19 protein-coding genes are annotated in these 20,695 nt (G+C 41.2%); 4 read left to right on the forward strand and 15 right to left on the reverse strand.

The window, feature by feature from the left end; all coding sequences use genetic code 11:
• Positions 1-49 precede the first annotated feature (49 nt).
• The 10 genes from MKY28_RS16675 to MKY28_RS16720 all read right to left on the reverse strand — a co-directional run bounded on the left by MKY28_RS16675 (position 50) and on the right by MKY28_RS16720 (position 12,159).
• Positions 50-1,288 (reverse strand): SPRY domain-containing protein, encoded by a 1,239-nt coding sequence (locus MKY28_RS16675; protein WP_340936420.1) that lies wholly within the window; start codon positions 1,286-1,288, stop codon positions 50-52.
• Between the two features lie 58 nt (positions 1,289-1,346).
• A complete protein-coding gene (locus MKY28_RS16680) occupies positions 1,347-2,453 on the reverse strand; it encodes a discoidin domain-containing protein (protein ID WP_340936421.1) in 1,107 nt (368 codons plus the stop codon).
• A gap of 82 nt (positions 2,454-2,535) precedes the next feature.
• Positions 2,536-4,797 carry a hypothetical protein gene (locus tag MKY28_RS16685; protein WP_076318341.1) on the reverse strand — a complete coding sequence of 754 codons (2,262 nt, stop codon included), beginning with the start codon at positions 4,795-4,797 and terminating at the stop codon, positions 2,536-2,538.
• 2 nt (positions 4,798-4,799) lie between these two features.
• Positions 4,800-5,918, reverse strand: coding sequence for a discoidin domain-containing protein (locus MKY28_RS16690; protein ID WP_340936423.1), 1,119 nt, complete (start codon positions 5,916-5,918; stop codon positions 4,800-4,802).
• A 4-nt stretch (positions 5,919-5,922) separates the two neighbouring features.
• Entirely contained in the window at positions 5,923-6,495 is a 573-nt protein-coding gene (locus MKY28_RS16695) for a hypothetical protein (RefSeq protein ID WP_340936424.1), read from the reverse strand.
• Positions 6,496-6,528: 33 nt separating this feature from the next.
• Positions 6,529-7,200, reverse strand: a complete 672-nt coding sequence (locus MKY28_RS16700; RefSeq protein ID WP_340936425.1) for a hypothetical protein — start codon at positions 7,198-7,200, stop codon at positions 6,529-6,531.
• 14 nt (positions 7,201-7,214) lie between these two features.
• Positions 7,215-7,757 carry a hypothetical protein gene (locus MKY28_RS16705; protein WP_340936426.1) on the reverse strand — a complete coding sequence of 181 codons (543 nt, stop codon included), beginning with the start codon at positions 7,755-7,757 and terminating at the stop codon, positions 7,215-7,217.
• A gap of 18 nt (positions 7,758-7,775) precedes the next feature.
• Positions 7,776-8,537, reverse strand: a complete 762-nt coding sequence (locus tag MKY28_RS16710) for a hypothetical protein (protein WP_340936428.1) — start codon at positions 8,535-8,537, stop codon at positions 7,776-7,778.
• A 146-nt stretch (positions 8,538-8,683) separates the two neighbouring features.
• Positions 8,684-9,442, reverse strand: a complete 759-nt coding sequence (locus tag MKY28_RS16715) for a hypothetical protein (RefSeq protein ID WP_340936429.1) — start codon at positions 9,440-9,442, stop codon at positions 8,684-8,686.
• Positions 9,439-12,159: a hypothetical protein gene (locus MKY28_RS16720; protein ID WP_340936430.1), complete on the reverse strand. Its 2,721-nt coding sequence runs from the start codon at positions 12,157-12,159 to the stop codon at positions 9,439-9,441. The genes MKY28_RS16715 and MKY28_RS16720 overlap by 4 nt, the downstream gene beginning before the upstream one ends.
• Positions 12,160-12,428: 269 nt before the next feature.
• Here MKY28_RS16720 and MKY28_RS16725 point away from each other — a divergent pair, with 269 nt between their 5' ends.
• Positions 12,429-13,001: a hypothetical protein gene (locus tag MKY28_RS16725; protein WP_036609959.1), complete on the forward strand. Its 573-nt coding sequence runs from the start codon at positions 12,429-12,431 to the stop codon at positions 12,999-13,001.
• A 124-nt stretch (positions 13,002-13,125) separates the two neighbouring features.
• Here MKY28_RS16725 and MKY28_RS16730 read toward each other — a convergent pair whose 3' ends face one another.
• Positions 13,126-13,512: a DUF423 domain-containing protein gene (locus MKY28_RS16730; protein WP_017689551.1), complete on the reverse strand. Its 387-nt coding sequence runs from the start codon at positions 13,510-13,512 to the stop codon at positions 13,126-13,128.
• Between the two features lie 287 nt (positions 13,513-13,799).
• On the opposite strand from MKY28_RS16730, the gene MKY28_RS16735 reads away from it, so the two are divergent.
• Together MKY28_RS16735 and MKY28_RS16740 are read left to right on the forward strand one after the other, a co-directional pair.
• Entirely contained in the window at positions 13,800-14,270 is a 471-nt protein-coding gene (locus tag MKY28_RS16735) for a hypothetical protein (RefSeq protein WP_340389877.1), read from the forward strand.
• 105 nt (positions 14,271-14,375) lie between these two features.
• Positions 14,376-15,224, forward strand: a complete 849-nt coding sequence (locus MKY28_RS16740) for a DegV family protein (protein ID WP_036609970.1) — start codon at positions 14,376-14,378, stop codon at positions 15,222-15,224.
• Between the two features lie 194 nt (positions 15,225-15,418).
• Here the strand turns inward: MKY28_RS16740 and pdaA are convergent, their stop codons facing one another.
• Together pdaA and MKY28_RS16750 are read right to left on the reverse strand one after the other, a co-directional pair.
• On the reverse strand, positions 15,419-16,198 hold the full coding sequence (gene pdaA, locus MKY28_RS16745; RefSeq protein WP_036669871.1) for a delta-lactam-biosynthetic de-N-acetylase: 780 nt from the start codon (positions 16,196-16,198) through the stop codon (positions 15,419-15,421).
• A 97-nt stretch (positions 16,199-16,295) separates the two neighbouring features.
• Positions 16,296-16,706 carry a hypothetical protein gene (locus MKY28_RS16750; RefSeq protein ID WP_036609973.1) on the reverse strand — a complete coding sequence of 137 codons (411 nt, stop codon included), beginning with the start codon at positions 16,704-16,706 and terminating at the stop codon, positions 16,296-16,298.
• 207 nt (positions 16,707-16,913) lie between these two features.
• Here MKY28_RS16750 and cysC point away from each other — a divergent pair, with 207 nt between their 5' ends.
• Positions 16,914-17,552, forward strand: a complete 639-nt coding sequence (gene cysC, locus MKY28_RS16755; RefSeq protein WP_017689556.1) for an adenylyl-sulfate kinase — start codon at positions 16,914-16,916, stop codon at positions 17,550-17,552.
• Positions 17,553-17,722: 170 nt separating this feature from the next.
• Here the strand turns inward: cysC and MKY28_RS16760 are convergent, their stop codons facing one another.
• Both MKY28_RS16760 and MKY28_RS16765 read right to left on the reverse strand, forming a co-directional pair.
• On the reverse strand, positions 17,723-19,540 hold the full coding sequence (locus MKY28_RS16760) for an ABC transporter ATP-binding protein (RefSeq protein WP_340937955.1): 1,818 nt from the start codon (positions 19,538-19,540) through the stop codon (positions 17,723-17,725).
• On the reverse strand, positions 19,540-20,673 hold the full coding sequence (locus MKY28_RS16765) for a nucleotidyltransferase domain-containing protein (RefSeq protein WP_340937957.1): 1,134 nt from the start codon (positions 20,671-20,673) through the stop codon (positions 19,540-19,542). The genes MKY28_RS16760 and MKY28_RS16765 overlap by 1 nt, the downstream gene beginning before the upstream one ends.
• Between the last annotated feature and the right edge of the window lie 22 nt (positions 20,674-20,695).

A 20,695-nucleotide genomic window follows, 5' to 3' on the forward strand; every position in this document is an offset into this window, starting at 1 on the left:
AATCCCATCTCCTTTCTAAATATAAATAAAACAATTTCATCTAACTGATTTAAATAATTGATGCTTTTTTGATTGATACTTTGTTAGTATTAATCTTTTGTTTGAAGACTTTTCCTGAACCGATTTTTTCACTATCTTTAACCAATGACCTTCTTTCGCTGAATTCATCCTCCAAATCAATAATCATTCCTTTGTTCATCCCATGTTCTAGAATACTTACTTCCGAACATTCCACGGAAGTTATGTACCTTTCGGATTCATACATGCCAAAATCACCAATCGCCAAGAAGTCTCCAGCGCCTTGGTTGGCAGTAACATTAATTCTATATTTCTTGAACCCAACTTTATTCTTAAACCCGTAGAGACGGAACTCTTCTACAGTAAAGTTAGGCTCATTTATTCTGGTGTCAAGGATAATCCATTTCGTTCCTTCCCATCCCTCAAATGTCCAGGTTTTTGGAGGTCTGTTGACTGGGGTTGTTCCAGACTTAATAGAATACGCAGTTATTAATTTGGCCTGCGGAAACTCATAGCTTAACCATCCGACCAAAATTCCACTAGCTGCAACCCATCCATTTGGATCAACAATTCTATCAAATGCTTTCCAAGGATAAAATGTTGTGTAAGTCGAACTTGCATCAACAACACCTGATGGAGTAGTGTTAGATGTCATTGCAGGAATAGCATTATCTTTGTATTTATTTGTAATGCTATAGTGCTTGTCTTCTGATGAAAATAAAATTTTATTAGAGTACACTAAGTTGTAAGCTTTAAATCCAGAAGGAACATTATGTACAAAGGGTCTTACACCAAAGTTAATTGTGACTGTTTTACTGTTTGAACTAAATGAGCCTAGAGTAGGATAAACTTCTCCTAATTCCTTTACATTAGTGTGACTAATGCCCATACTAACACCATTCTTAAAAAACTCTAATGTTCCATTGTCAAGATCAAGTGCGACACCCACAACTGTCCCAATATCCCAGACTGTACTGTATGCTGTATTTTCCGGATACTTGTTCCCGCTATTACCATAATAAGTTCTCCACATTGAGCTATCTGCAACAATATTCCCTGTTAAAAAGAATGATTTGTTGGATACTCCAATATGAACGTTTTTTACTCCAGCATCATATTTAACCTCCCAATACCATTTTCCATTTGACTTACCGTGTGTAGCACGAATAGCACGATAATCAGTTGAGGTAACTACGGTAAGGTTACCATTAGAAAAAGTGAACCCTGAACCCATATCGTTTGGGTTTAATGTAACTGGGATTGTTTCCATAAACGGAGCATCTCCTTCCCAAAAATAAATAGAACACATCTTATAAAGGTGTTCTCGATTAACCGAGGGTAATTTTATCTACTCGGCGTTTTGACATATCAATTATGTGTTCAAAGGTTTTTCCTGATCCAAGCACAGTATTTCCTTTTATTAAATTTTTCATTGTTTCTAAAATTTGATTGAAATAGTTTATATCTCCAACACCTCGATCCAGAAAATCCGATTCGGTTGCGGATTCCATTTGAACTAGATAAGATGGTTTTATTTCGAACATTTCAAGTTCATATATAGCTGGTAAAGTTACACCTGAGCTTAATGAAGTTATATAGAGTCTATAATGAGTATAAGATTTTCTATTCGGAATAACATAATCTAATACACCACTAGTTCCTCCAACAATTGAATGAAGAGTGTCATAGTTAACACCATCATTACTTCCTTGGAATTCATAGTTGCGAGGATAATATGTTGCACTTGTAACATAAAGCTTGTACTTTGCTATCACTTTTGGTTTTGTAAATTTATAACCTAACCATCTTGGCAATGAACCTGGGAGAGTGTTACCACCCCAATTCGAACTTTTATTACCATCGAATGCTTCCCACCCCCAAGTCATATTTCCAGAAGGCGTGTTACTGACAAGCACCTCGCCTTCTGGAGTTGTATTACTCGTCATTTTAGGTATAGAGGTCGTTTCTTGAATGCCATCATTTAATAGAGAATAAAACTTATCACCTGATGAAAGTAATAATTTATTTTGAATTGTTATTCTATACGGCATTAAACTTTCACCCGTAAGTATGTCAACTGCATCTATTCTAAAAGTTACATTAAAATCCTTGAGTATGATAGAGTGCTCACTTTCCCTGAGTCCATCAATCTCAAAATATACTACCTTATTATTGTTATTAACTGGACATGTATATGTTTTTCCATCTTGTTCTGAGTCAATAAAAACTTTAAAAGAAAGTGCGCTTCCTATTAATCCACCAATTAATTTGAGAGAACTTCCTACAAAATTAAATCTAATTTCTGTATTAGTTTGAATTGTTGAATAGGTTCCTCCATGGTTATTTGAATTGGTTGATTGTGTACCTATATTAAAATAAGTAATGTTTGTGTCACGTTCATCAATACGCAAGAATCCTGTAGCTGGATTAGCCAATACATCCCCAACTGCCATTTAACCATCCCCTTTCTAATTAAAATTATTGTTCTATAAACAAAAAGAAGTAGAGCATTTTACTCTACTTCACATTTACACTTGTTACTTCATAATATTTTTTCAGTTCGATTCTTCCTTTGAAAAACTTACCTGATCCTAGTGATCCCTTTACAGTCATAATCTGAACGAAATTTTCGTTTTTTCTATCTACAACAGATAGATCATCCATTCCGTCATTAATAAATGTGTCTACTGATGGTAGAGTTTCGGAAATTGTATTCCACATTGAAGGAATTGCAGGAACAGCAGTTATTCTTTCCATCAATTCGATCTGCCAAATTGAAACGTATGAGGTGTCTCCACTATTTAATGTAATTCTTATGCGATAGGAAAGATAACTGTTAATATTGGAGCAGGTGAACTTTTTCTTCTTATTCATTTCCCAACCTGTAACACCTATTACAGTGTCAATTGTAACCCACGTTCCATCAGAACCGTTTGTGCTATCATTACTACCTTCTATAATCCAATCTTTTGGACTTCTTGTTAGGACAGACGTATTATCTGAAGGTGGTAATATAGTATATTTTGTTATGACTTTTGGTATATCAAATCTATAGCAGATCCAACCGGTCCTTGCAGTACATATCCACGCCATGTTACCCGAAGGTGCATCGCTAAAAGCTTGCCAAGCGTCATATGTACTAAAATACGCGCTTGCACTCGCGAATCCAGAAGGAGAAGATTTTGATATCATTGGTGGAACACTATCCGTGGTTGCATGCGTTTCAGGTATTTCAGGAGTTCCAGCGTCAAACCTTTTATACGCCCCTTTATGATTAATAAACGATCTGTTCATTGGAAGCACTTCAACTTCAAACAAAGGTCTATATCCAGTGTTTGAAGTTGCATTACTACTAGCAGGAGCATTGAACGCATTGACTGTACTTAAACCTTTCCTTGCCCTATAAGTTGAATTGGCTGATGCAGTTGTTGTTGTCCAACTATACGCACTACTACTGTTCCAATTCCAAACACTATTATCTCCTGGCGAAGTAGTGTTATTTAACGTAGATGTTACAATGTATTTATACCATTCACTATAATCATCATTAGATGTTATACTACCTGTCAAAAGACGTGCAACGAAATTAAATTCTACCATGCCCATATCAACTGGAATACCGAAAACTCTACCATAACTATTTAATTGATCCCACGAAACAAAGCTTTGGATGTGTCTATCCGCAATCAGAATATTCTTGTTGTTGAATTCATCTGCCATAATAAAGTAAAAGTCACCTTTATTGATTGCAGGGACAGTAGGAGAAGTTCTAATGAAGTCGTCTGTTTCTTTCCCAAGACCACTGAACACACCTTCTCCACCGTTTGAAGTCACAGCATAATTACACCTGATTCGCTTGCCAATAGTGAGCTTAGAGACATCTTCTACTTCCTCTGGATGAAATAAACGACCATCGGAATCGATGTCGATTGCATCAAGAGCCATAAAAGTTGTCGTTGATCGACTGGATTTATTAACCATTTCTACTCGATGTCTTGCTTCGGGTAATCCAACAATTTCAACCTGAAGTACTTGTGCAAGCTCCGACCCTAGTTGTGAATGAGTTCCATGCAACTTTCCATCAACGTAAATATCAATTAAATCACTTCGATTGGTATAACGTGCTCCAATAATTCTTAGCTTAGTTCCTTCAAAATCAAAGACAATTTTGTCGCCTATCATTGAAGTGTAATTAGAGTATCCGTTGTATGCACCTGTACCAGCACCATTAGTGAAACTTCCAACATATTTAATTGAGGAAATATTGTCATCATATCTCTTCCATCCTGATTCTGGCGCTGTTAATCGAGATCCTACCACTGGTCTTACCAATCCAAGATCCCTATCTTGATCGATATCAATGGAGTCAAACAAAAGTCTTGTCCTAGTTGCCCCTGAAACGGATGTATAGGGTAAGACTTTTATTTCAACGCTATGTTCACGATCTTCCAAATCGTCTTTTTCATAAACGACCACAGTAGATGGAGTTCCGTAAGCAGTCTTAATGTTCCCCTGATTCACTCCATCAAGTATTAGTACAAATCCACTTGTATCATTATTTCCATATGCTTTCAAAATAAGTTTTTTACCAGTAAAGTTAAATTTCATTGTATCGTTTGCTGTGATAGAGAACATACCAACATTATCAGTAAACTGATAGGAGCCTATAGTTGTTTCAAATCTCTCCCAAGTTCCTACATAAGAAATTGCTGAGGAAATTGCATTGGATCTTTTCCATCCTGTTTGGGGCGTTGGTAATTGCTGTCCTACAGTTGCCATCATTACACCTCCTTATACTCAAATACAGGACGATACCCATATATTGTATGGATTGATGCCGCAGATAATATTAAGGTACCTTGAGGTGTACTCGATCCTCTTGGCATTCTGTAATTAGAAACACTGAAAGATATATTCAACTCTGGAGTGTCCTGTGTAAATGAATAAACGTTTTTCCAGTGAAAAACATCGTCTAAAGTTTTGCCAGCTTGAATTTTACCCATAGGGAAATTAACAATGTACTTGTCCCATTCGTTGATTTTAGGCCAAGCGCCAAAATTCAAATCTGTTTTTGAAGCAGACTTTTTACCATCCGAATCAGCAAAAGCAATTCCACCTGTAAGACTTCGAAATGTTCCAACAATATTATCCATCAACTCTAATTCAGTTAGAGCAACATAGCCAGCCATACCATTATTCTTGGTTATATTTAAACGGTAGTGAGTAAATTTTTCGGTGTTATTAAAGGTGCATATTTTTTTCTCTAATGTTGTAAAACTTTCGTCAACTCTTGTATCCAAAACTGTCCAATTAGAACCATCATTTGAACCTTCAAGCGTCCAATCTTTAGGATTGATTTGTAAAGAGAATTGTCCTGTATCAATTCCAGTCAAACTATACTTAGACACTCTTTTTCCTTCTAAAAATTTATATTGAATCCACCCTGTAGCTGCATTTGCTTGCCAAAATTTATTTCCAGTATATACTTTGTCAAAAGCTTGGTAAGCTTGCCTTGTACTTATTTCTGAACTTGCACTTGCTTCCCCATGAGGAGCAATATTGCTAGTCATCTTTGGAGTTAAAACGAATGGATTCCAATTCGCATAACCTTCTATCAGCCCTCTTGCATTAAGCGAATCCCAACTTACCATATTAAAAACAACTCGGTCAGCCACAAGAGTGCCTTTATTAACTTTGACAAGATAAAAAACTCCAGTTTGTTGAGTGGTTGCATCAAATCCAGTCAAAGCTACTTCATTTGAATTGGGATAACCAAGATCATAAAATGCTGTTGATGCGCTTATTGTTCCTAAACGTATAGCACTACATGAAATATAATCGCCAATCTCCATATCTCCTATATTTGTTCTCAACTGCCCTGTAGTCGCTGGAGCTGTCATAAAATCACCCCTTACTTACTCTAATTCTATCTAATTTCTTGAATTTCGTATTTTCAACCTTCTGACGTAGCACTATCCCTGCTGGAGTGTCCGATGCTCGTTCCATGTTCAATTGATATATTTTCTTTAAGCCTAGTGAACCAGATTCACTTTCAATAAAGGGATTACTGTATTTCCCCTTCTGATTAAATTCGTCTATGTAGAAATTCGAATATTCTTTCTCAGCAACAATCTCAATTTTCACCTTCATATACTTTGCAGGAGCTTTAGTAGCAGTCACATCTGCTAAAATTTCCTCATACGCCCCCCACTCAAACCCATCCTCAGATGTACTCCAGTAGATCTTGTATGCTGCGCCACCCGCAATATCTACGCTTGTAGCCACACCTTTAAATGAAGCAATCTTATCCTGAATCCGAATGGGAGTGGACTCCCAAGACCCATTAGCTGGATAGATTGAATTCCCGTCCGCATCCTGGCTCAACTCTCTTAATTTCAACTTCTGGGCCTGATATATCGTATCTTTGAAAACACCTATAGATAGATCTATATCCAGTGCTATTTCTTGAATCGCCATACTCTCACCACCTATCTCATCTCAAAATCCAACTCAACGAATGTCCCAGTTTATGATCCCTGCATGATTTGCCTTCAGAGGGGCTACGATTTGATCTATGACAAAGCCATTTTTACGAATAACTAATTGCCCAGGCAGGTCCTGATCTGAGGTAATTTTAATTTGGAGAAACGCAGTTTCTTTCAACGGCAGGGAACACACACATTGAAAGTTAATCTGCACATCGTTCAAATTCATCATTTTTTTGTAACCGAAGTTAAAACATTCAATCGTATTATGGAAAGCCCCCGAACTCCCATTACCTGAATGTCCACTCATATTCACATCTGAAGAAACATTCTTAAATTGAATGATGTCACTGTATAGAAAGGTCCTACCCGTTAGCGGGTATTCTTGTTCTTCACATACGTATGATATAGAGTACCGATCCGCATTAATATGAAATACACCGTTGGCAACGTTGTGATACACGTGAGATCCTTGCCCAATCAATCCAAAAGAGACCAACTTTTCCTTGTTAATTTTATAAAAACTGTTTGATTGTTGTGTCTGCAAATCGAATTCGCTTAAATAAGTACCATCATAGTAATCAGCAATCCATACATAAGCTTGAGATACAGGTGAGCGCGTAAATTGTGTATTACCTAGAATCACAGGACTTCCCCCTTTTAATAAAAAGGACAGGCTGCAATAGCCTGTCCACATGACTGTTTCTTTTTTTACACGTAACGATAAGAGATACGTTTCTTGAACTGTTGCTTGCCACTTTTCGCGTTCAGCGGCACTACACATTGAATGGATAGAGTTACATAGTTACCTGCCGCATCTTGAGGATTTCCATTGTTACTAACGCCCAGGATTTCTTTCGGTCCCGGTGCAAATGGTGTTGCATAAGGGGTTCCTGTATGATCTTTGGTTGTCTTGCCTGTTGTTCCGATAGGTTTGGAAAAATTCTTACCAATACGTGAACTTTCTTCTTCCAGGTCTGTCTCCCCCAAGGAATCAACCTGAACGTGGAACCAGTTATTCTTCACCACTTCTACATCATGAGCCTCCGTGTCACCAGTACCACCAGTCATATCTCGCGTTGTAATCGTGCAATCTTCCATTTTAGATACGTCCGAAGCACCATTTTTATTGTTCCATACATTGAAAATAAAAATATCACTTTTGCTATCCGCATCAATAACCTTGTAGTCAAAAGGGGTAATAATCTCATTACTATGTGTAGCATCCATCCATGAAATAATTGGTTGTGTCATTATAATCCATCTCCTTTTTTATGTTCTGATCGTTAATTGAATCGTAAGATGCTGAATGTTTGAACCTGCTTCGATGATGTTGATTCTGAAGATATCTCCAGCCTCCACTTTTTTTGTCTCAAATGTAGCCTCACCGTCATCTTGATGTTGAAATGCTTCAAATTTCAGTGGACTCCCCATCACATCCTGCCAGTGAATGAGATCCTTGGATCGTTCAATTCTTATTTCAGTCGCGGTATCTCCAGAAACTCCACAGTAGCCCTTTACATGTAAAATCTCGCCATCGAATGGAAATGGGGCTAAAATCCCCAGTACTTCCGGGTACACCCGTGATTCTTTGCAAAAGACTATAACCCGATCCTGTACTTCCAACGGAATCTCATTTAATTTCAGGTGTTCAGCTGTACTCATGAGCCCATCCATATCGGAATTAACGACCTGAAGGTTTTGACCAAATACATCAATCTCTACCCATGTCTGTCCATCAAAACGATATCTTTTCCCATCCTTATACGTCTGTACCGTCCAGCCTATTTCAGGAGAAGGGTACTGCATACTTAACTCCTCAAAATCAGCAACAGGACTCTGGTACACAAGTCGAGTCGTCTGATAAGCCTCTTTTGCTTTTCCGGCGGCCTGTAAGGCTTCGCCAGCAGCCTCCAGTGCCCGCTTGATAGCGAGTTCAGTTTCGCCAGGATCTCCTGGCTGCCCGGGACCGCTATGTTTCACCGCTTCTCTAATTAAAGACTCTACATGTGCTAAAGTTATCCCATTTGACATAATTCACCTACCTAAGCGTTATGTAGCGTATTTTCTTTATAAGACTGTTTCCAAGTTGATACCTCCCCCATAACTAGGAAACCTGTCTCTGGCTTATCATTAAAGAAATTCTTGAACAACCATGCAAAGCATTGCTGTGTCTGGCTTTAGAGAGGTTTTCTAATGAGACTAATGCCAGCTTTTTTGCACTCCTTGCAGTATTTCATTCGGTTCGATTTTGCCAGCATCCGTTTTCCGCATACGGTACAATTTTTAATATTTTCTCCTTTCCAGCGAGAGTACTCCAACACAAAGTCATCGAAGCGAACTAACTGGAAGGCAACCTCACCATGCTCCGCAGCGAACAAAACCTGTACATTAGTTGAATCGACGCGTTTACTTTCTTTGAGATACCCTAACTGAATAAGTTTGTGCACCAATAACCCCTGATCTTTTTTGCTTACCGCCATTTGACTATCACCGTAGATTTCTTTCCATTCATGATTAATCCAATACGTATCATTTTCATTAATTCGATTATTAATCTTGCTGTAGACCAGTAAAACAAAGGCCAATTTCTCGAGCCGTTTACTTTTAAGTTGTTTGATCTTTTGAAGTTCTTCGTGCGTTACAGGTACATGATCAATCTCGATTAGCGTGCTCTTGCTTGCCTCCTCCCTTATCTTGATATACTTCTGAGACTGCTTAATGATACGATTGAGAAATGTATCCCACTGGACAGCATTGTAGTCTGGATAATACTTGGTCATAAACTGATTTAACAACGCATATGCATCTTCGGCGTTCTTCCCTTGTTGAAGCCCGTATTTAGCTAAACAAATCAACGTTTTGGTTGGCTTCTTATCCATTTTCCCATGTGCAATTGCTTGCTCGGCATGATGACGTTCATTCAGAATGATTTTCAAGGGCGCTGCTCCTTCACATACATTTGGGTCATTTTAAAGGTTCTTCCTGCATACTCAATATCGCCGTCCGGCTCTCTAACCGGATAATGGATGATGTGATCATTGCTGAGCAATAGATTGCGAATAATCTGATCTCCTGACACATCCCATACAAATTGCTTTGATTTCTCCGTATTTCGATAACACATGTCCACAATCATATTGCACAAATCTTCTTCGTTATTGCAGATCTCCAGCGCCTGTTCCTTGAAACGTGAAACAAACAACTGCCATCGGGCAGATCTTTCTTCCTTTTTCACCTTACTCTTGCGCAAGTTAGTCATATAGCTACGTAGCTCTTCGTTATGCATCTGATATAAACGTTGAATCTCTTTGTAACGAGCTTGTGAGTATTTTTTGGTACTCATCAATATCGTATGATCAAATGGACTCTCGGACTGTTTTAGCTTTAACTTGTTGAACTCATCTTCCACTTGATGGCATAACCGGTTCATCACGGAAGGGGCCGTGGATACAGGCATTCTCTGTTCATACTGTGCAAGGAACTGTTCCTGATCCGGAGACAGCTCCTTTTTCGAATACAATTCATCCACAGTCATGCCAAATAACTGCAAGCACTTCTGACTCGTTTTTTCTACATAGGTGGTATATTCTTTTTTCTGCTCCGGGTCATTGTATATGAAAAAATAAGGTTTCTTGTTTGCTACCATTTTCAAGGCAGACTCGTCCGTTACCGCAGCGTGAATATCATACCAGTGCTTAGGCATTTTTTTACATTCAATACCTTTAGCCTGATCAATGGCATTTTGTTGATAATGCTGACCACATTGAATTCGGTACATCATTTCCTGATATTCTGCACTATGCTCCTCATAATTGGCTAATACATCAAACATCGACGTGATTTTGTTCGTTGTAAAACCGATCAGATCACCAAAGCTGTCTTTGTTGGCCTGAATCAGATCCTTTTCATCCGGAATTTTATGGGCTGAGGTTTTCTGTACACATACAATCGCATCAAGCTCCTGAATAGCCCCAAGAATTGTGTGGTTGTCTGTAGTTAATACCTGATCACTATCCATATCTGCACCATTTAAAGAATGTGTCGTCGTATCCCATGAATTTAAGATCGTGACCGTGTTCATATAACGATACCAATGCTGCATCTCATCTGTATTTTGAAAACGAAGCACCTTGATATTGTTATGACAAGTCATCGGAGCTCTGAAGCAAGCTACACGGTCCACATGGCGTTCATTCCAATATCTGGAGTAGAACTCACCTGAACTCAGTAATCCTGTTAAAGGCAAGCCAAATATGCTCTGACACAATGTATAGGGATCGCCAGATATAATGCTGAAATTGCCTTTCACTCTTAGAACTCCAATCTTGGCTTCATTCATTCGTTTACGTATTAAGGTATGAATTTTGTTGCGCACAAAAGGATCATCTATAAGTCGCGGCTCTACCATCAGCCCTTTAATATAATCATCTGGACTATTTCTATAATCGTTCTCATGGATGTGAATTCCTTTGAGAAATAACAGTGCCTTGCGATAGTCTTCACCTAGCACATTTTTAATCGTGTCTACCGTAGGCCGAATAAGTTCACCAATCTCGGTATCATCCAATTGGAGTGACTGAATGAACTGGTAGTTTAAATGACGCTCATCCTCCAGTTCTTCGGGTGTAACCTTCGTTACGCTGAACGTGTAGCCATAATAACCGCAACATAACAGGTAATCGTCGATACTGTTGTATGAGCTCCATAGTTTGAGCATAGACGTTGTGATGATCAGGTCTACCTCTCGAATATCCACAGGATTACCCCAGGCATCGTCCACCATATACTTGCCTGCAACACGATCAGCAAACTTGTGATAATCAAATGTAAAGACCATCCCTTTACAGAAGCTATTACGAATACAAAATCCACTCGGGATATATGCATGTCCCAGCTCGGTTGCCCATCGTTCACTAAGTGCAGGAGAGATAAGACCAAACCCATCACTCATATTCATCTGAATAGGTTCATTTTTCCTACTCTCAATGTGAGGGTATTCTGTCTCGGTATCATCAATCTGAATTATGTCTGCACCAAATTCAGTTATACAATCATGAACAACCAATACCCGCTCGGGATGTGACACAGGCGTGCTTGTACTGCAAGCCAAGGCCTTATATGCCTCCAGTTTGGCAGGAACCAGCTCTTTATTGGGATCTCTGCCGTTATTCAATCTTTTCTCCAACAGCGAATGAATATCCTTACTCACATAGATGACCGTCGAACTTTTGGCTCCACCTGTCGTAGCCAATAACCGCTTGTATTTCTTGCCGTTGATGGAGAAAGCTTTCGATGAATTCAGCCGATCATAGTCTTTATTATTTTCAATGACCACCAGCAAGTAATCATCGGCAAATTTCAGGTTTTTCAGTTCTTCATGCAATTTCTTCATTGTTCTTTTATGTTCAGCATTGGTTTTCAAGGCTTTTAATCGCTCTATTTCCAGCTTGATTCTAGCCAGATCTTGTTCCCTCTCTTTGTAGCCTCGAATACGATCGATAAAACGAAACACCTGATGGTTTCCAATAGATGCCACTTCTCCATTTACTGTCGCTTCTTGATAAGTAAGATGCAGATCATAATCCGCTTTTCTAATTCTGGAAGATGTAATTTTATAAACGTATCTCAATCGATCCTGATATGCATTGCCCATTCCCGATTCCCCCTGTTGCTTCCTGTCCTGATTAAATAAATTATAGAGTAGACCCGCACGACTGGCGCAGGCAAACAGGACGATCAGGGGATGAAAAAAGAAGAATATTTGTTCTATTCTGGGGAGAAATTATGGGGCACTCCGGGACTAGATACATCTCGAATCGGCATATTTCTGCGTCTCTAGCACTATGATAATTTCCTTTTTAATGATATAGTGAATTGAAGCGTTTTTTTGAGCTGACATAATTTTTAACGGGGCTGGGATGAATGAAAGAAACCTTATCCAATCAAGAGGACATCGGCTTTTTATTTAATGTCGATATACTTATTAAGAGCCGCTCAAATGCATTGGCACTGCAGTCCCTGTTGGAGTTCATAAACAATGAAGAACAAATTGCGGACTTTCGGATTCAATCCGGCATAGAGCTAGGCAAAATTATTGAAGCGACACTCCAGTCCAAGAAGGACTCTTTCGTCACACTTCACAACGAACGCAAAAAAGCCAACGCAGCACAGAAGGCGTCCACTGCAGCTCAGACACCTGCCTCACCTGCTCCAGTCAAAACACAGAATCAACAAGAACAACCGGTTAGCGAGAAAAAGCCTGCCACCCAAACATCCAATGTATCCGATGGAAACTCGTTTGATGCGTGGATTGACACACTCATTAAAGAGAATAAACTCACCCGTATTGTTGTCAATAACAAGAACGGTAAACATCAGAGCATTCCTTGCCGTATTCTGAATTTTGATCGTGATACCAGTATTGTGAGCATCTACCATGTCGATGAAAAACAGGTGTATACGTTCCGAACCAATGAAATCGATGAGTTCCTGTAACTAACTTCATCGGATTAAAACAAAAAGCAACTTGCGTTAGAATGACGGTACATTCTAACGCAAGTTGCTTTTTTAGTTCTATGTTTCATGTAGGATTGAACCCTCCGAGATTTGTTTGGACCGATCAGGAGCGATCCTTACCTCGCTGCCATACATCTAATGCCAATAGCAACCATCCGGCAATGAAGGCTACCCCACCAATCGGTGTGATGGCACCCAGAATCTTGATGCCAGAAATACTAAGCACATACAAACTGCCCGAGAACACGATAATTCCGATAAACAACAGACGCGCTGCCCACTTCAGTTTTGTCGATGCTCCAAGTTGACCAGCCGTCAAACCAATAATGAGCAAAGCCAATGCATGAATCATGTGATATTGCACACCTGTCTCATATGTAGCGATGGCCGCCGGCCCAATCGTATCCTTGAGCATGTGAGCACCAAACGCACCAATCGCCACCGATAGCATGGTCATTACAGCTCCAAGCATCATCCATCTTCGTTGCATATAAGTTCTCTCCCTTAATTCAACTACACTTCACTCCTATTATTGTAGCGAATCCACTCCTCCTTTACCAGTCGGGGTGGAGCTTCATAGATCATATGTCTGTTTATACTTACTAAACCTATCCCTACCCTAAATATCGTAGAAAACTGGCGTAAATCCTTGATTTTTATCGATAATTATGGAAAAGTAAACAGGTATGTAATCGTTGTATTTTAAAAGGAGAATCATTACTCATCGATTAGGTTAATAACACTCAGTACGATGATTAAGGGAGGCAAGTCAACATTATGGATAATCGCGATTCCTATAATTCAGGTTATAACAACACGGATCAGAATCCTGGCCATGCAGATCCATACAATAACAATGGGTATGAAGCATACCCGCCAGATCATGAGAGGCAACCAATGGCACCACTGAAACATTCCGGACCTGGGATCGCCAGCTTTGTCATTGGGTTGGTTGCAATCTTGGGTTATATTCTGATATTCTTTATTGCCACCATGGCTGTAAACGAGTCCATCGGAGTTCTAACCCCGTTGCAGACAGAAGAGATCGCCTTGCATCCAGCAGTGGCTCTGGCTTCATTAGCCATCCTGGTCTGCCTGATTCTCAATCTGGCCGGAGGCATCGTCGGAATTATTGGTCTTGTCCTCAAGAATCGAAAGAAAGTTTTTGCCATTATCGGAACCCTATTAAATGGGATCATGATTCTGTTATTCGTTGGACTTATCTTGGTAGGCATGACGCTGATGTAACGCTTTGCATCAGCGTCATGTTTCCTTATAATTAAAATGAATGGGTTTACACATAAGGATAATCTATATTTTTTGCCAAAATTATTGTTTTCAAAGGAGATTGACATGTCACGAATCAAAATTTTTGCGGACAGCACAAGTGATCTGGCTCCAGAATGGATCCAGCAGCACGATATCGGTATCATCCCTTTATATGTCGTGTTCGGTGAAGAATCACTGAAAGACGGTGCTGAGATTAAGCCTGAACAGCTATATGAACGTGTTAGCCAAGATGGGCGTCTTCCCAAAACAGCTGCACCTTCCCCCGCTGATTTCATAACGGCATTTCAACCTTACATAGATCAAGGGGATGAGATTTTATATATCAGCTTATCTTCTGAACTTTCCTCTACCTATCAAAATGCACGACTAGCGAGTTCCGAGTTCCCGGAAGGTCGAATATCGGTCATTGACTCACAGAATCTCTCATCAGGAATTGCACTGATGGTGATGAAAGCTGTTCATGCTGCTGATAAAGGACAAAACCTGACTCAGATTACACACCTGATTGAGGCGATGAAATCAAATGTACGCACGGAGTTTGTTATCGATACACTAGAGTATCTGCATAAAGGCGGACGCTGTTCGGGCATGCAGAACCTGATTGGAAGCCTGTTGAAGATTCGTCCTGTCATCCGGGTAACAGATGGCAAGATGGCACCTGCCTATAAAGTGCGCGGCAAACGGGAGAAAGCTCTGGAACAAATGCTGAATAATACGCTCAGCCAGAAGGATCAGATCGATCCAGACCTGCTGATTGTTGTGCACACCATGGCTGAAGAGGATGCGCTTGACTTGCAGAAGTCTTTGCAGGAACAGACGGGTGCCCGAGTTGAACTAACCACTGCTGGTTGTGTAGTATGCAGTCATTGCGGCCCGAAAACGATTGGAATCATCTATAATACTGTTTTATAGTATTACACGTAACATCGTATCGTATTACCCAATCCTTTCTTCTAGATCTGTATGTGGTACATGCAATACTTGGACTGGCATACCGTTATAACTAAAAAGGGCATTCCGAGCTTAATCGCTCAGGATGCCCTTTAATATTTTTACTAAACTTTTGAATGACCTACACTTGGTCCATTGCTCATTATGATAACGGATCAATAACTTTTGGTCCGCAGATCATCCAGACTTTTGAATGCGTATCCTTGCTTGCGGGCCTCATCAATAATGGAACCAAGAGCCTCCGTGTTATCTTTGGATACCGAATGAAGCAAAATGACAGCGCCCGGATGGAGTTGTTTCAACACCTGTTGATGAGCATATTGTGCGCCACGCTGCACATTGGTATCCCAATCTTTATAAGCAACAGACCAGAACACATTCACATACCCTTGGGCATGACTCTCTGCAAGCGTACGATTGTTAAAAATTCCACGCGGTGGCCGTAAAAAGGTCGCTTGTTGACCGGTCAGCCGATTGACCTCCGTCTTGACCTTCTCAAGTTCCTCTCTAAGCTTTTCATTGGAGATGCGGGTCATATCCGGATGACTCCATGAATGATTACCGACAATATGACCTTCAGCCGCCATACGTTTGACCAACTCAGGCTGATCTTTCAGATAATGACCTGTCACAAAGAAAGCAGCTGGCACCTTCTTGGTACGCAAAACATCCAGTATGGCAGGTGTGAATCCATTCTCATACCCGTTATCAAACGTGAGATACAATTCCTTCTGTTTTGTATCCCCCAGGAAAATGGCATCGTTATGTTGTAAGATTGATTTAAAGCCTTCCTGATCAATGGAGGGCAGTTGACCGTTTTGACTTTTTTTGAAGCCAAAGTGATACGCTCCGGTAACCGGTGATGCTTCAGTCTGTGCCGGTACCATACTGATGGATAACAGTCCCAACAGTATATATAGAACCATTCGCTTCATTCTATCCGCTCCTGTTCCTGAAAAATTCGGTTAGTCGTTTGCACACACGAACACCTTCAGGTAATATGCCACAGGAACGGCTAATGTATGTAAATCATTAACGATCGAAACGTTTATTTTCAGGTTGTGGCGGAGATTGATGGAACAATTCAAGTAAGGTCTGAGGTTTGCCACTGGAAGCAAGCCATTCCCTCACGGTCTGTATGGCACGGGTCTGTCCATCTCCCCGATCACGCCATGTAAGCAACTCGATAACTTTGATAATCAAGGCCGACATATTGTGATTATCCAGTTCGGACCGCTCTGCCCTCAGCTTGTGATACAAAGCCTCCTGCTCCCAATCCAGTAGAATCTCATCACCGATGGTTGGCTTCAAAAGTGTATACGCTCTGTCACAACCTTTACAACGAACCGTGCTGACCTGTTCATCTATAAATTCCGCTCGGATATCTTGCTGGCAATCCGGGCATTTGAACCCAACTTGTATGTTTTGTATGTTTTTGTTCATGACATTGTTCCTCCTGCGATGTGAGCATTTTGCATCATTTGATTCAAAATACTCCTTGGATATATGCATAATGCTTATGTATGTACTACATCTATACCCGATATTTTGTCGATTCACGCTTATTTTGAAGAAATATGTAAGGTGCTATAATCTTGTAAATATGTTAAAATATTATACATATCATGGTAGGGAAAAGGCGGGATACTCATGTCGAAGGAAGAGCGCAACATAACCTGGCAATCATCCAGCATCAACAGGCAAGACCGGGAGAAGCATAATGGGCACCATAGTCGTGCCATATGGTTTACCGGGTTATCAGGTGCAGGAAAGTCATCCCTTGCATTTGCCCTGGAGCAGTATCTCTACGATCAAGGCGTACGCTGTTATGTTCTGGACGGGGATAATGTACGTCATGGACTGAACCGTGATCTCGGTTTTACAGCAGGGGATCGTCAAGAAAATCTGCGGCGAATTGGTGAAGTATCAAAGTTAATGGTAGATGCCGGGTTGTTTGTACTTTCGGCTTTTATCTCTCCTCATGAACAGGATCGGGAGATGGTTAGACAGTTATTTGAACCAGATGATTTCATTGAAATCTATGTGCGCTGTTCAATTCAAGAATGTGAGCGTCGTGATCCCAAGGGTCTATACAAAAAAGCACGCAATGGTGACATCCCGCATTTCACAGGTATTTCCGCCCCCTATGATGTACCCAAATCTCCTTCATTTATCATCGATACAGAGCAATGGTCCATTGAGGAAGCCGTGCAAGAGATCGTACAGCATTTGGAGCAGATCGGTGCTCTTCAACTGCCGCTTCCTACGAAAACAGCCCTCGTTCATTAATTCTTGCTCATTATACGAACTACTTACATGAAAGGCGCGCCCATCGTGGCGCGCCTCTTTACGTGATACCATTGCTGGGGTTATACCATCGATAAATGAATAAATAGAAGAAGATACACATGCTTTATCATCGCGTTTGAACGTCTTCTTATATCCACACACTCACTCACTTACTGCCCCACAACACCCGCTTGCATGTTAAGAAGCTTGCTGAACGTCCCTACCGGATCAGTTGATAACTGCTGGTACCCGCCCTCTTGAATCACCCGACCTTCATCAAGCACAATTACACGATCTGCCGTCCGAATCGTGGACAATCGGTGTGCAATCACGATAATGGTCACATGTCCTTTTAACCGTTCCAGCGCCTCATGAATGTACTGTTCATTCTCACTGTCCAGCGCACTCGTTGCTTCATCCAGTACCAATACAGAAGGATTACGTAGCATAGCCCGGGCAAGCACCAATCGCTGACGTTCGCCCCCGGATAGACGAATACCCCGATCACCAATAATCGTATCCAGACCCTGAGGCAGCTTCCGTACAAATGCTGCAGAGGAGGAAAATTGCAAAGCCTGCCACATCTGTTCTTCACTTGCATTTGGATCAACCAGACGCAGATTCTCACGAATACTTGTGTGAAACAGGAATGGGTCCTGGGAGACATATCCGATGGAACTTCGCCAGCTCAATAATCGTTCTTCTGACAGAGGCACACCGTCAATCAAAATACGACCAGTTTCAGGCCTCACAAGGCCCATAATCAGATCTATTAGCGTGCTTTTGCCTGCTCCGGATTTCCCCACAATTGCGGTCATACCCCTTGCTGGAATCGAAGCTTGCACATTTCTCAATGAGTAAGCATCACTTCCCTCATAGCGATAGCAGACATCCTCACAGGTAATAGATTCCTTCAGTTCCATAGGTTGAATCCCATCAGTTCCAACGTCTCCTGCCGAAGCAATCTCTTCACTAATCTCACGACTCTTCGCCGTCTGCGCTTGCAGTTCTCTGACTACCCGAAATGCAGGCAGCATGGAGCTGATGTACTCCAGATTGGACTGAATTGCCGTAAACCTTGGCCATAATCGGGAAAAGATTAGGATGATGAGCAGCAGACTTGCTGGAGGCACCGTCATTACACGGAGAGAAAGATAGATGAATGCCGCAATAATGATTGCCGCGGACATCCGGTGAATCAGCTGTGTTCCACTGTTCAATTGGCTAAACTGAATAACATTGCGTTCTATCTGTCTGCACATGCGCTCAAACCAGTTCATGTGTGAGCGCTCAAGCATGTTACTCTTAATATCCTTAATGCCGTTGAAATGCTCGGTAATGCCGTTATAATAACTTTGCGAGAATTCAGAGGTCTGATCCCCGATCTGCTTGGCGCGCTTGACGAATTTTCTCAAGACAAAAAATAATAACAATCCACAGACCAGCACAAGTGCCGTCAGCTTGGCGGATAACCAGAAAGCAAGACCGATCTGAATGCCCGTAAAGATCAGAGAGGCTGCCATTTGCAGCATAATGCTCGTTCCCTGGCTCACACGTGCAAGTTCAGTCGTTAATATATGGTTAAAATCGGATTTTCGTTTTTGGAGAAAAAATGACCATTGCGCCATAATAATAGCACCATAGGTTTCCATGCGCAGCGTTCGTACAAATTGCTGTTGGATTCGAGTATTACGGATCGTCTGGAGACGCTGCATCCAGGCCTGTCCGGAGACAATCAACACAAAGGTGAACAATACGAGTAACAATTGGCTATTTTCAGAAAAACGATTCAACACGTCGCCAATCCAGGGAATGTTTAAGCCTGTGGAGCCCATCTCAAATATGCCAATCAGACTCAGCATCGGAACAAGCATGTAGATACCGATCCCTTCCATGAGACTGATACAGATCATCCCTAGCAGATTCCAATATAAAATGGGCCCCGTGACATGATGCAACTTTCGCATGAAATACCTTAATTCCGAGATCATACTTTACCCCTTTCCGTCACCGTATACCTTTTAATTCGCCGCCAGAACCAGAGAAACGGACGTAACGGAAAGTACAGAAAAAACAAAGAACGCGGAAGCGGCAATTGATCCACATCCCATGTACTTGGATATAAACGTTCAATAAAGAAAAACCATTTCTGTTTTGTACTTCGAAGTTTAAACAAATACGATTGATAAGACTTCATATCAGCCGGACTTTCCAGCATGTCGTTCATGAACTTTGCGCCTTCGTTGGCTAATCGCTTGCCTGTACGGTCACTCAAGGACATCAAGGACCTGTACTCTACATCCAGCGGCGTATTCAGCAGCTCCGAGGCCAGATAAAGAGCCTGTGAACCAATGGATAAACGTCCCTCGGCTTTCAGACGTCTCTCTAATTTCTTCACATCAAGTGGCATGCTGCGGATCATCTGGTCGATATCCAGTAACCAGCGCAGTCTGAACCAGCCGTGTCGTGCACCATGGGTTACGAGATAGGCCCATAGGTCTTCTTGTTCGAGCATACGGACAGGTGTCTGTGTGTATGAACTGAACCGGCTGCGTTTCCACAGCAATTCAAAATCGGTTTCTTTGCCCGAATCCGGGTTCAAGCGCCAATGGATCTCCACTTGAGTCCTTTTGACCGGATGGGTGTAACAGATATGATGTTCCCGCCATTTCCAGCTGCGCACCGTAGGTGCCCGCTCCCCTTCCTTGGATACATATCCGAGGGTAGTTAGAATGCCTTCAGCCGCTTCCACATCATCAAACGGAATCAGGATATCCAGGTCTTTGGAGGTTCGCATCGATACATCGCCATAGAGATCATGGGCGAGCGCTGGTCCCTTTAGTGTAATATTGCGGATACCGCGTTCACGAAAAGCTCCACACACCTGCTCCATTTCAGCTGTCAGATGTAACATGCGGAACGTATTGACCGTATATTGTTGTCTCAGACTCTCCATAACATCTGCAGGAATGATTGCAGAGTTGAATTCTTTCATTTTCACATAAAGGACAGAGTATAAGCGGTGATGATAGACAAGCCGCAGAAAAAGCTGCCAATCGGTTCCTTGCAAACCCGCCTTGAGTTCTTCAGGGGATAGAGCCGTCAGATCACCTCTAATCATGCTCAAAATCAGCTTAAGCTCC

The sequence above is a fragment of the Paenibacillus sp. FSL R5-0473 genome (genome assembly GCF_038004565.1).
Taxonomy (GTDB): Bacteria; Bacillota; Bacilli; order Paenibacillales; family Paenibacillaceae; genus Paenibacillus; species Paenibacillus amylolyticus.

Excerpts from the sequence above, each read along its gene's own strand:
- MKY28_RS16740 (WP_036609970.1), top strand. The coding sequence starts at position 14,376 with ATGTCACGAATCAAAATTTTTGCGGACAGCACAAGTGATCTGGCTCCA.
- MKY28_RS16735 (WP_340389877.1), top strand. The coding sequence starts at position 13,800 with ATGGATAATCGCGATTCCTATAATTCAGGTTATAACAACACGGATCAG.
- MKY28_RS16695 (WP_340936424.1), bottom strand. The coding sequence starts at position 6,495 with ATGGCGATTCAAGAAATAGCACTGGATATAGATCTATCTATAGGTGTT.
- pdaA (WP_036669871.1), bottom strand. The coding sequence starts at position 16,198 with ATGAAGCGAATGGTTCTATATATACTGTTGGGACTGTTATCCATCAGT.
- MKY28_RS16700 (WP_340936425.1), bottom strand. The coding sequence starts at position 7,200 with ATGTGGACAGGCTATTGCAGCCTGTCCTTTTTATTAAAAGGGGGAAGT.
- MKY28_RS16730 (WP_017689551.1), bottom strand. The coding sequence starts at position 13,512 with ATGCAACGAAGATGGATGATGCTTGGAGCTGTAATGACCATGCTATCG.
- MKY28_RS16750 (WP_036609973.1), bottom strand. The coding sequence starts at position 16,706 with ATGAACAAAAACATACAAAACATACAAGTTGGGTTCAAATGCCCGGAT.
- MKY28_RS16710 (WP_340936428.1), bottom strand. The coding sequence starts at position 8,537 with ATGTCAAATGGGATAACTTTAGCACATGTAGAGTCTTTAATTAGAGAA.
- MKY28_RS16675 (WP_340936420.1), bottom strand. The coding sequence starts at position 1,288 with ATGGAAACAATCCCAGTTACATTAAACCCAAACGATATGGGTTCAGGG.
- MKY28_RS16725 (WP_036609959.1), top strand. The coding sequence starts at position 12,429 with ATGAAAGAAACCTTATCCAATCAAGAGGACATCGGCTTTTTATTTAAT.
- MKY28_RS16705 (WP_340936426.1), bottom strand. The coding sequence starts at position 7,757 with ATGACACAACCAATTATTTCATGGATGGATGCTACACATAGTAATGAG.
- cysC (WP_017689556.1), top strand. The coding sequence starts at position 16,914 with ATGTCGAAGGAAGAGCGCAACATAACCTGGCAATCATCCAGCATCAAC.
- MKY28_RS16720 (WP_340936430.1), bottom strand. The coding sequence starts at position 12,159 with ATGGGCAATGCATATCAGGATCGATTGAGATACGTTTATAAAATTACA.
- MKY28_RS16690 (WP_340936423.1), bottom strand. The coding sequence starts at position 5,918 with ATGACAGCTCCAGCGACTACAGGGCAGTTGAGAACAAATATAGGAGAT.
- MKY28_RS16685 (WP_076318341.1), bottom strand. The coding sequence starts at position 4,797 with ATGGCAACTGTAGGACAGCAATTACCAACGCCCCAAACAGGATGGAAA.
- MKY28_RS16765 (WP_340937957.1), bottom strand. The coding sequence starts at position 20,673 with ATGATTAGAGGTGATCTGACGGCTCTATCCCCTGAAGAACTCAAGGCG.